We start from the raw sequence: 12,058 nt of genomic DNA, 5'->3' as shown, positions 1-12,058 counted from the left end.
AATCAACTTAATTAGTCTTATGACAAAAGCTACAGGCTTAAATAAGCGAGTTGAAGCGCAGGACTACATCATCTATCCCAACCCCGCCGAGCAAACGGTAACCATTAAAAGTAATCATGGAAGCATTGCAGACGAAGTTGTTTTTTACAACTTACAAGGAAATAAGGTGTTGCAAACCACACCTGAACAATCCATCACTACGATTGATCTTGGGGATTTGAAATTAGGTGTTTATATTATAAAATCAAAGCTCAATAAAAAGCGTCCATCAGTTTTTTCACTCATGATGTATCAACTAGAGCAAAGCTAAATTCAATACACTACACAACTTTTACTAGCCTTTCAACCCGAGGTCAAAGTGAATTACAAAATATTTTTTTCAGGAGAAAACATTCTTCCCCATGACAAACGACTACACCAGCTTATCTGCAGAAAAATCAACAGCCTATCACAACAAAAGTTTTGAAAACTTAAAAAAAAATCGTTACTTAGTGTAAACTAATTACTTACTATTATGGAAATGATTTCAACAAATCGTGTGTTTGCCACACACACACACACTTCTTTACCAACCGTTAAACTAATAGCTTTCGTGCTATTTGCCGCTATTTCCCTTAGCAGCAATACAGCCTTTTCACAAGTCAACCCTGAATGGAAAACGCATGGAAACACAGCAGATTCAAGTGCTTTTATAGGAACTACCAACGATGCTTGTTTAAGATTCCGTTCTAACAATATAGAGCGTGTACGTATTAGCCATGATGGAAATATGGGAATTGGAACGCTTCATCCTGTTGAAAAACTCCATGTAAATGGCCGTGTCCGCATAGATTCAGTATTTATGGCAAACGACAATGTGTTATTCAATAAATCTGCACGCGTTGAAAAAGATTTAGATGTGTACGGAAACCTAACGCTTCACCAAGGAAGTTTAAAATTGAAGCCTTTAATAGATACATCGCTGAATGAAAACGGTCTTTTAATGATTGACCAAAACGGTGATGTCGTGAATGGCGGTGACCTTAAATCCAAATTCTATGCGACTGAGGTGGAAATGGTACATTGTTTAACTGACATTTATGGAAACATCTCTTATTCAGCACCCGATTGGCAACGTGACCCGCAACGCATGTTTATTTTAAATAGTAAATGTAAACCTGACGTTAAGCTGGGAGTTGGGATAAAACCAGAAGCGAAACTTCATATCCGAACATCAAATAATTTCGATACACATTCCTTACTTATTGAGAAAATGAATGGTCAAAATCCATATAAACTTCTCCAATTAGATAACGATGGACTGCTGCGTGCCCGAGAAATTAAAGTAGACCTTGCTGCTTGGCCAGACTATGTTTTCAAAAAAGATTACCCACTCATGCCTTTAAATGAAGTGAAAGCCTTTATTGTTGCTAACGGCCATTTACCGAACGTTCCTTCTGCAATAGAAATAGAAACAGAAGGAGTTAATTTAGGAGAAGCTGCTAAAACATCAATGGAGAAAATTGAAGAGTTAACACTGTATCTGCTTGAAATCAATGAAAAAGTTGAAAATCAAGAAGAAGTTTTAAATGAACAGCAAAAACTGCTTGAAGCGCAACAAGAAACCATTCGTTTACAACAAGAATTGATTTTAGAATTGAAGCAACTCACAAACAAAAAGTAGAACTATGAAAAAGCTAATTTTAGGATTGCTTTTGCTTGTTGGATTTAACGGGTGGGGGCAGAAAGATACATTGGAATACACTACAGCTAGAGAAGTAGCAGATGTTGTATTTGGTTTACTCGACGCAGAATTATACGGAAATGCTTTATTTGACCGTTCTTTATCAGAGCACGAACTATTAATCAAGCAAATAAAAGGCGATTATTCTGGAATTGCAGATGCGTATTCTTGGTTACAGGCGTATTCTGATATTGGTGTAAGCTATACAAATCCAAAATACATGTTGCCTGATACGTTATTGATCAATAAAATAACAAATTCCTATTTGCAATATCAGAGAGAGAGTGAAGAAGAGAAGGTCATACAGCCTTTTGGGTTATTGCTGCATGAGATGAGTAAAATAGACAGCAATCTTTATCAAAAACAAAACGCTTTCTCCAATCAAAGGAGTCAACTTAAATTAAATCCTGCTTTTGATGAAAAGCAGATTTATAGTAAAGTAATGTTTAAAGACGCTGCTTTACTGGAGTTATATGGGAAGCATGGTTACGAAGGCGGAATTATTAAGTACAATAGGGATTTTATTTCTACAGGGCCTAACATAAAACTTCTTTCTATTCAATTAGATGTAGGAAATGGTTTTCAGGAATTTTCTGAAAAGAATAATAAAATTAATTATCGTATTGTGAAAGATAGACAAGTTGGAAGAGCCGCAGTGAATTATTCATTAAATGGAAGAAACCAAAATGATACGCTCAGCTTTTATTTGACCACTGAGATATATAAATACAAGAATCAAGGAGGGTATCAAGAAAAGTCAGTAAACAGATGGGACAAAAAAAACATAAAATATCCGAGTGATAATCATGACATAAAATATGCCATAAAATACGGATGCGGAAACAGTAACAAAATAAGAAGACCAGTAATTATTGCACCACCTTACAGACCATCAATACAAAATGTATCTTTTCGAAAATACTACGATCAATTTGATTTTAAATCCTTAATATCATCATTATCTGAAATGGGATATGATGTGATTTTTATCAAACAGACACCTGGAAATAGAGGAATTGATCATGCTGGTGGAATATTAGCTGGTTTCGTAAAACACATTAACCAAAAGAAAAAGGAAAATTTCCCTAACGAAAATTGGGAGAATATTGCGATTGGGTTTAGTGCTGGTGGACAACATTGGAGATGGGCATTAAAGGTGCTAGAAAAAGAACACATGGAATGGGGAACACCTCATCATCATACAAGGTTGTATATACCGTTTGACTCTCCACATTGGGGTGCCAATGTGCCAATGTTCGCCCAAGCTGTATATTATGAATTTAACAGAACATGGAATCCAATAGCCGCTGCAGTTTATGATAATTTAAAAGATGCAGCCTCAAGATCTATGCTAATAAATCATATTGCTGGGAGTACGATTTCCTCAAGCAACAGTGATAGGATTATCTATCCAGCACCTGATGTAATACGACAAAATTTAATGAATAATTTAGAAAATTCATTTAACCATCAGTTTACCCCAATAAATGACTTGCGCAGAACTTTTCCAACTTTCACTAGAAATGTCGCTGTTTCTACGGGACATAATTCAGCAGATTATAACGATGAATTTGGACTTTCCCCAGGTGAAAAACTTTTTACACAAAACTACCCCATTCCAGCATTTATTGGATGGAAACATATAAATCGGCGTATTAATGCATCAAGAGAAGGAACTGCATCAAGTGTATTTAAAAGAAGAGAAATAAGAATGGCAGCCTTTATTGTGCCTATATTACTTCACCGCCATTACAAAACCAACGGCGCTTACGAATGGGATATGGCACAAGGAGGGTATAAAAATGAGTTTTATGACCAATGGTGGTTTCCCGTTTCACCAATTGTTATCTTGCGTACAACTGGTTTATTCCTAGGAACTAAACATTATAATGGAAACATGAACTTTCTGCCTATGGTTTCTGCCTTAGGGATAAACCCAACAATATGGGAAAACGATGATTTGTATTACAATTTGAAGGACGAAGGGTTAATGTATAATGAATTTAATTTCGATATTAACTTTCCATCAAATACTTACGGCTACCCTAATCTCGCTCACCCCAATACGCATTTCGACATCACTCCATTTGAAGCAATTTATTGTGATCCCCAAACTTATCAGCACATCAAGATGCAAGAATCTGTTGATGATGATGATTTAGATGACACCTACCTTGTGCATACCCGAAACTTTATTCTCGACGAAGTAGAGGCGGATATCGTTTACCTACAAAATAAAACGATTGGTAAAAACCACATCCAGTGGGCCCCCAATTATCGCTACAAAGCGTGGTATAAAGCTTATGACAAAGTAATTATTGGTGATACAATTACGCCAAAAACCAATCTTGGGCCTTTTATCATTGAGAAAACAGGAGAAGTAAACGCCTATGCTTGTAATGGTGTAGTGATGAAACCTGGTTTTCACACCCAACAAGGAAGCAAGTATCACGCATTTGTGCATTGTGATGGTTGTTCAAGACCAAGAGAGCAAGGTATGAAAACAAATAATGGTCAGCACAATGAAAAGAGAGCTGATGAAAAGCAACTTATGCAAGCTGAAGATGACAACACAAATGATGAAGCCCGTCAAAAAACAGTTTTAAAAGTTTATCCAAATCCTTCGGATAAAGGGTTTACGATTGAATTTCCGGAGCCAGAGGGCTCGTATATCATTACAGACACTAACGGAAAAATCATTAAAGAAAATAGAGTATTATCTCAAACCGTGTTTATTGAACTCCCAAAAGGAATTTACTTTCTAAAATGGATGAGTTCAAACGGGGTGCAAACCAAAAAAATAATTGCCTTATGAAAAAGTTACTTTTATTATTATTGGTTGGTTTATTTCTTTTCTCCTGTAAAAAAAAGCAAACCATCCATATCACAGCAAAAAACGCAGCTACAGGTGAACCTTATCCAGGTTTAACCTACTATTTGGTAACCTATACAAATATAAACGGCGGTACTAAATCCAAAACTGTTGCTACGGGTACATTAGACGCAAACGGCGAAGCGATTGTTACAGAACGATTATCCAAAAACAAAGGACATGGTGTGCGTGTAGTTGAACCCGAAAACTCTTGTTATAACAAGAATATACAATTGTATTTTAGTGATGAAGAGAATTTCAAAGCGGAGTTTGAGTTTGCGGAGTGTGCAACACTTCAAAGAAAGGTTACAAATATTAATTGCATAGATACAAGTGATAAAATTGAAATTTACATCGACAATACGATGCATTCTACTTCAAATATTCCTTGGATATTACATGGTTGTGCCAATTCTACTACATCCCCAACTCAAGTGCCGATAGGGACTTATACTTTGCATTGGATAGTAACGAAAAACAATATTTCAACAGATTATTATGATACATTTAATCTCGACATTAACGAATATAAAATTTACGAAATAAACTATTAAATGAAATACCTACTCATCATAGCATTAATCTTGTTCGTTTCTTGCAAAAAAAAGCAAACCATCCACATCACAGCAAAAAATGCAGCTACAGGTGAACCTTATCCAGGTTTAACCTATTATGTGGTAACTTATACGAATATAAACGGTGGCACAAAATCCAAAACAGTTGCCACGGGTACACTGGATGCGAACGGCGAAGCGATTGTTACTGAGCGATTACCCAAAAATAAAGGACGTGGGGTGCGTGTAGTTGAACCGGAAAACTCCTGTTATAACAAGAATATACAATTGTATTTTAGTGAGGAGGATGGCGAAAACTTCAAAGCAGAGTTTGAATTTGCGGAGTGTGCTTATTCTAAGCTTATTATCAACAACGCTAATTGCAATGGCGCCAGCGATAAATTTGTTCTCTTTCGAAAGAATCAAATAGGATCCATTAATGGTAATTTCGGCTGGGAACACATGGGCTGTGCTTATTGGGAAACCAATGGATATTCAGATATTCCAATGGGGAATGTGTATTTTAGATGGGAAGTTTCGAGAAATGGAACTAATAGCATATACTATGATACTGTATTCTATGCTCCTGGAGAATATAAAACTTATGAAATAAACTACTAAATGAAATATTTACTCATCATATCGTTGCTTCTGTTTGTTTCCTGTAAAAAAAAGCAAACCATCCATATCACAGCAACAAATGCAGCTACAGGTGAACCTTATCCAGGTCTAACCTATTATGTGGTAACTTATACGAATATAAACGGTGGCACAAAATCCAAAACAGTTGCCACGGGTGCACTGGATGCGAACGGCGAAGCGGTTGTTACTGAGCGATTATCCAAAAATAAAGGGCATGGTGTTCGCGTAGTTGAACCTGAAAACTCCTGTTATAACAAGAATATACAATTGTATTTTAGTGAGGAGGATGGCGAAAACTTCAAAGCAGAGTTTGAATTTGCGGAGTGTGCATATATGCAACAGAACATTCAAAACGTAAATTGCGAAGGTGCAAATGATGTCTTTGTTATTCGAGATCGATATACCTATACAGAATGGACTGGTTGGTCGATTGATTTGGAGGGTTGTTTCTCTAATGTTGCAGGTGGATACGCTGAAGTGCCCGCTGGAACAAGATATTTTGAATGGAAAGTTACAAGACCTTCAGGTGTAACAACTGGTGTCGACACAGTAATATTGGTTCCAGGTCAAAACACTGATTTATCTATATTTTACTAAATGAAATACAAATCCAAAAATTCTCATCCAAAAACCACATCTCCCCAAACAATTCACTCTATATGTTATGCAACATCATTTCCTTTCGGTAAATTTGCCGCATGTTAATAGAAATTGACGATAAAATAGTAACCGATGAGTTGTTTTCACGCAAGTTTGTGTGTGACCTATCGAAATGCAAAGGTGCTTGCTGTGTAGAAGGTGATGCCGGTGCTCCATTGAAGAACGATGAAATAAAAATCATTGAAAAACTCTTGCCGAAAATTAAGCCTTACATGACGGAAGAGGGAATTGCTAAAGTCGAAAAAGATGGTGTTTCTTATCTCGATGACTTTGGAGAACCTGTAACCAGTCTTGTGGAAGGTGGTGCTTGTGCATTTGTCGCATTTGATCCTGATGGAACAACAAAATGTACCATCGAACAAGCATACCGCGATGGAGAAATAGATTGGAAAAAACCAATTTCATGTGAGCTCTACCCTATTCGTGCGAAAGAATACGATAGTTTTACGGCCCTCAACTATCAGGAAATAGATATTTGCAAGCCGGGTTGTGTTTTAGGTGAATCTTTAAACGTTCCTGTTTATCAATTCTTAAATGAGCCGTTAACACGTGCTTATGGCGAAGAGTTTTTCGCGTCATTGCAGCAAGTGCATAAGGAACTTGAAAATCAAAACGACAGCGACAAGTAATGGCAGAAAAAACCTACAGTGAAAATTGGGAAGATTACGAACTCATCGACGCAGGAAATGAAAAAAAACTGGAGCGTTGGGGAAATATCGTGACCATTCGTCCGGAAAGACAAGCGTATTTCAAACCTGGAATGCCAGAAGAAGAATGGAATGAAATCGCTCATTTGGAATTTGTTCCTAAAGGAAATACGGCTGGAAAGTGGGTTATCCGTCAAGCATTACCCGAAGGAGAATGGGCGGTGAAATTCAAGCATTTGACTTTTAATCTCGAAACCACAAAGTTCAAACATGTGGGACTTTTTCCAGAACAAGCCACGAATTGGAACCTGATTTTAGATCACCTTTCACCAGGAATGAAAATGCTCAATCTTTTCGCCTATACTGGAGCAGCTTCAGTAGTTGCGAAGTCACGCGGTGCTGAAGTCACGCATGTAGATTCTGTAAAACAACTCATTTCTTGGGCGAAAACTAACATGGAATCCTCAGGATTAGAAGACATTCGTTGGATGCATGAAGACGCCATGAAATTTGCTCAACGTGAACTCAAAAGAGGAAATTTATACCATTTAATTGTCATGGATCCACCCGCATGGGGAATCGGTGCTAAAAAAGAAAAATGGAAAATCGAGCATAAACTCGAAGAACTTATTGAAGTCGCTTCACAACTTTTACACCCTGGAGGATTATTAATTCTCAACACCTATTCTCCAAAAGTAAAACTCAAAGAAATCAATTATTTCGCTAAAAAACATTTTCCGAAAGCGGAGGTTTCCGAATTGTGGAAGAAGACATTTACAGGGAAGGATATGTTTTTCGGGCACTTGTTGAGGGCTTATAAGTAGGGACGATATGCAAATCGTCCCTACATAACGCCCCAATACCCACAAATTAATGCCCTTATTCCAAAATATTTTCACTATCTTAGCCATCCAAAATTTTGAAATTATGCCGAATACAGATACAGCCAAAAAGAAGACAGTGAAAATTGATCAATCGATAGTGCGTAAAGGATTTGAGTTGATGTGTACTGCAAAAACCCTATCCGAAAAGTATGAGGCCCATAAAGAAATTACAAGTAAATATGTGCATGCGACATCGCGTGGACATGAAGCCATACAGTTGGCTTTAGGAATGCAATTGAATCCTCAAGATTTTGTAGCACCGTATTATAGAGATGACAGCATTTTATTAGGATTAGGAATTACACCTTATGAACTAATGCTGGACCTCTTCGCAAAGAAAGACGATCCTTTTTCTGGAGGAAGAACCTATTATTCTCATCCTTCTTTGAATCGTCCAGATATGCCGAAAATCCCACACCAATCTTCTGCAACAGGAATGCAAGCCATTCCAATGACAGGAGTTGCTATGGGAATTCAATACAAAGAAATTGAAGGATTATCCGAAGATTATAATGGAGAAAATCCAGTGGCTGTTTGTTCAATCGGTGACGCTGCATGTACAGAAGGAGAGTTTTCTGAAGCGCTTCAAATGGCGGCATTAAAACAGTTACCCATATTATATTTAGTACAAGATAACGAATGGGATATTTCAGCAAGTGCCGAAGAAATTCGTGCCCAAGATATGGCGCATTACGCACGTGGATTTAAAGGTATTGAGGTTTATTCTATTGATGGGTCTGACTTTGAAGAGTCGTACAATATGATTAAAAAAGTATTGAAACTCATCAGAACAGAACGCCGTCCATTCTTAATTCATGCGAAAGTTCCATTATTAGGTCACCACACTTCGGGTGTACGTATGGAGTTTTACCGTGATGATTTAGACGAACACGCGACAAGAGATCCTTATCCGAAAATTAAAGAATTAGCAAGAGCTATTGGAATTGATGAAGCTGATTTAGTCAATTACGAAGCGAAAGCAAAGAAATTAGTAGACCAGGTCTACGAAGAAGCAAAAAATGCTGAAGATCCAGATCCAGCGAGTATCACAGACCACTATTTTGCACCGACTCCAATCACCGAAGAAAAAGGTGAACGTGAACCCAAAGGGAAGCAAAAAACGGTCATGGTAGATTGTGCTTTATTTGCGGTACGTGAGATCATGGAAAAACATCCAGAAGCTTTATTGTACGGTCAAGATGTTGGAGCAAGACTAGGTGGTGTTTTTAGAGAAGCAGCAACTTTAGGTAAAAAGTTCGGAGACAGTCGGGTTTTTAACACACCAATTATGGAGGCATTCATTATCGGAAGTACGGTAGGAATGTCAGCTGTAGGACTAAAACCCATCGTTGAAGTTCAGTTTGCCGATTACATTTGGCCTGGACTCAACCAATTATTCACAGAATTAAGCCGTAGTAATTACCTTTCGAATGGAAAATGGCCGGTAAGCTCGGTGATTCGTGTTCCAATTGGTGCGTATGGTTCTGGAGGACCTTACCATTCTTCAAGTGTGGAATCGGTAGTGACTAACATTCGTGGAATTAAAGTCGTGTATCCTTCTACAGGTGCAGATTTGAAAGGATTAATGAAAGCAGCTTATTATGATCCAAACCCGGTTCTTATCTTAGAACACAAAGGTTTGTATTGGTCGAAAATAAAAGGAACGGAAGGCGCTATGTCTGTTGAACCTGATGAAGATTACGTTATTCCAATTGGAAAAGCAAGAACTGTTCAAACTGCAGATCAAGAAAAAATTGACAGTGGAGAAAGTGTTGCAATAATTACCTACGGAATGGGTGTTTATTGGGCAAAGACTGCTGCTAAAAACTATCCGGGTGCTGTTGAAATTATCGATTTAAGAACACTGAGTCCAATCGATACAGATGCAATTTATTCAGCAGCTAAAAGACACAGTAAAGTGATGTTGGTAACAGAAGAATCTATCGAAGCGAGTTTTACTTTAGGATTAGCAGGAAGAATTCAGCGTGAATGTTTCGAATACTTGGACGCACCAGTTGCAATTGTTGGAGCAGTGGATACACCAGCGATTCCTTTGCACAGTGATTTGGAGTTTGCTTTATTACCGAATGCGGAGAAAGTGGAAGAAGAGTTAAGTATATTAATTTCTTATTAAAAGAAAAATAGAACCTACTTACTTCTAGTAGATTCTATTTGTTGTTTTTAATGCTAATACTCAAGTTTAGCATTATTTCTTGAAACAATTTCTCCTAGTTTAACGCGCGTTTTAGTCTTTTGATTTTACTGCAATTGGTTGCGCTACTCGTAAAGGTTTTTGGTTGTTTCCTTTAAATTTCAATTTGTCGGATCGACCTTTTTTGAAAATCTTATTGCTATTTTCTTTTCCCTTTCTCAAAGCACGTTGTTTCTCTTCGGGTAGATTGTATATTTCTTGACATTCCGATGAACAACAACCCTGCATTTTTTCCTTGCAGCTTTCACATTGAATAAATAACAAATGACAAGCGTCATTTAAACAATTGGTATGTGTGTCGGCAGGAGATCCACATTGATGGCAGACCGATATAATGTCTTCGGTGATTCGTTCACCTCTTCTTTCATCAAAAACAAAGTTTTTACCAATAAATTTATTTTCAATACCTAAGTCAGCACAATCATTGGCGTATTTTATAATCCCGCCTTCCAATTGATGTACATTCTTAAATCCACGGTGTTTATACCAAGCAGATGCTTTCTCACAACGAATTCCTCCTGTACAATACATAACGATGTTTTTATCCTCGTTTCCTGCTAGGATTTCATCTTCAATTATAGGCAGAGACTCACGAAATGTGTCAACATCTGGAGTGATTGCTCCTTTAAAATGCCCAACTTCAGTTTCGTAATGATTGCGCATATCAATCAAGATGGTGTTAGAATCATTAACTAAAGCATTAAATTCATCCGCTTTAAGGTGTTTTCCTTTATTTCTAACATCAAAAGTGCTGTCGTTTAGTCCATCGGCTAAAATCTTCTTTCTAACTTTTATTTTTAACTTGAGAAAAGGAAACTCAGCTTCTGTTTCGTCAACAGCAATGTTGAGTCGAATGTTGTTTAGAAAAGAGATTTCATATAATTCTTTTCTAAACTGTTCGAATTGATCCGCTGGAACACCAATTTGGGCGTTAATTCCTTCTGTAGCGATATATGTTCTACCAACAATTCCGAGTTTATCCCACATTTGAAAAAGGTGGTCTCTGAAAACTTGAGGGTTAGGGATATCGGCATATTGATAAAAAGAAACGGTAACGAATTTCGTCCCACGTTCTTTTAGCTTTTCCACTAACTCCTCTTTACTCAATTTATTCCACAGTTGCATGCTATGTATATTTTATATGATTAAAGAAGGACAAATTTAAATAAATAGTTTCAAAAATCATTCAATTGCTTATTTTATGTAGATTCCATTTTGATTTTGTTGTTTTCCGAAGGATCTTGTGAAGAAAATAATATTGATGTTTGTAACACTATTTATGGTGGAAAAGTAACGTAAGAACAAATAATTTTTTAGGGTTATCCATTTAAATCGCAATAAGCAATTTCGTTTAATCTAGTAAGAGACTTTGATGATCAATTCAAAATAGTGAACTTGGATGGTGTGTAAATTGGCTTTTACATTCTGCGATTTAAAGGGGGAGACCCTGTAGTTTTTATTACTTATTCAACTATTTCTCCATGGCTCTTGTGTGATATTTTTATTGAATATTTAGGATATTAACATTTTAATCTGTAATTTTTGGATTCAATTAAACATATTACTATGCAAGAGACGATTATAGGTAAACCAAAACTGATTGAAAAAGAACTGGTTTCTAGTTTGAAGTTCAATCAAAAGAAAAAAATTCATCAACAAGAAGATTTAATGCCAAGCTTATTAGAGGCTACAAAACTTGGTAATTTGCATCATGGTAAAGTAGCTATAATTTTTGAAGATGATGAGGGGTTAAAACAAGTAGAAACCACTATTTGGTCAACTGGGTTAAAATATATTTGTTTGAAAGGTGGAGTTTGGCTACCTATCTCAAGTATCCACAAGGTTAAAATTTTATAAAGGTTTT

At 36.7% G+C, this 12,058-nt stretch carries 11 protein-coding genes; 10 read left to right on the top strand and 1 reads right to left on the bottom strand.

Annotation, left to right across the window (positions count from 1 at the left end):
- The 9 genes from CW751_RS06650 to CW751_RS06610 all read left to right on the top strand — a co-directional run.
- Positions 1 to 310: T9SS type A sorting domain-containing protein (locus CW751_RS06650; RefSeq protein ID WP_205677797.1), on the top strand; the 310-nt coding region annotated here is incomplete at its 5' end.
- 204 nt (positions 311 to 514) lie between these two features.
- The gene (locus tag CW751_RS06645) at positions 515 to 1,663 is read left to right on the top strand and encodes a hypothetical protein (protein ID WP_101334219.1); all 1,149 of its coding nucleotides are present in this window, start codon (positions 515 to 517) and stop codon (positions 1,661 to 1,663) included.
- Between the two features lie 4 nt (positions 1,664 to 1,667).
- Entirely contained in the window at positions 1,668 to 4,538 is a 2,871-nt protein-coding gene (locus CW751_RS06640) for a T9SS type A sorting domain-containing protein (protein WP_101334218.1), read from the top strand.
- Positions 4,535 to 5,149, top strand: a complete 615-nt coding sequence (locus tag CW751_RS06635) for a hypothetical protein (protein WP_101334217.1) — start codon at positions 4,535 to 4,537, stop codon at positions 5,147 to 5,149. Before CW751_RS06640 ends, CW751_RS06635 begins: the two co-directional genes overlap by 4 nt.
- Positions 5,150 to 5,770, top strand: coding sequence for a hypothetical protein (locus CW751_RS06630; protein WP_101334216.1), 621 nt, complete (start codon positions 5,150 to 5,152; stop codon positions 5,768 to 5,770).
- Positions 5,771 to 6,388 (top strand): hypothetical protein, encoded by a 618-nt coding sequence (locus tag CW751_RS06625; protein ID WP_101334215.1) that lies wholly within the window; start codon positions 5,771 to 5,773, stop codon positions 6,386 to 6,388.
- A 101-nt stretch (positions 6,389 to 6,489) separates the two neighbouring features.
- On the top strand, positions 6,490 to 7,080 hold the full coding sequence (locus CW751_RS06620; RefSeq protein ID WP_101334214.1) for a DUF3109 family protein: 591 nt from the start codon (positions 6,490 to 6,492) through the stop codon (positions 7,078 to 7,080).
- The gene (locus CW751_RS06615) at positions 7,080 to 7,922 is read left to right on the top strand and encodes a class I SAM-dependent methyltransferase (RefSeq protein WP_101334213.1); all 843 of its coding nucleotides are present in this window, start codon (positions 7,080 to 7,082) and stop codon (positions 7,920 to 7,922) included. The genes CW751_RS06620 and CW751_RS06615 overlap by 1 nt, the downstream gene beginning before the upstream one ends.
- A gap of 103 nt (positions 7,923 to 8,025) precedes the next feature.
- On the top strand, positions 8,026 to 10,116 hold the full coding sequence (locus CW751_RS06610; protein ID WP_205677796.1) for an alpha-ketoacid dehydrogenase subunit alpha/beta: 2,091 nt from the start codon (positions 8,026 to 8,028) through the stop codon (positions 10,114 to 10,116).
- A 111-nt stretch (positions 10,117 to 10,227) separates the two neighbouring features.
- Here CW751_RS06610 and trhO read toward each other — a convergent pair whose 3' ends face one another.
- On the bottom strand, positions 10,228 to 11,319 hold the full coding sequence (gene trhO, locus CW751_RS06605; protein ID WP_101334212.1) for an oxygen-dependent tRNA uridine(34) hydroxylase TrhO: 1,092 nt from the start codon (positions 11,317 to 11,319) through the stop codon (positions 10,228 to 10,230).
- 441 nt (positions 11,320 to 11,760) lie between these two features.
- On the opposite strand from trhO, the gene CW751_RS06600 reads away from it, so the two are divergent.
- On the top strand, positions 11,761 to 12,051 hold the full coding sequence (locus tag CW751_RS06600; RefSeq protein ID WP_101334211.1) for a hypothetical protein: 291 nt from the start codon (positions 11,761 to 11,763) through the stop codon (positions 12,049 to 12,051).
- Positions 12,052 to 12,058: the final 7 nt, after the last annotated feature.

This window comes from Brumimicrobium salinarum (assembly GCF_002844555.1).
GTDB classification, from domain to species: Bacteria; Bacteroidota; Bacteroidia; order Flavobacteriales_D; family Crocinitomicaceae; genus Brumimicrobium; species Brumimicrobium salinarum.
The sequence above is the reverse complement of the archived record's forward strand: the minus strand, read 5'-3'. Positions and strand labels throughout refer to the sequence as shown.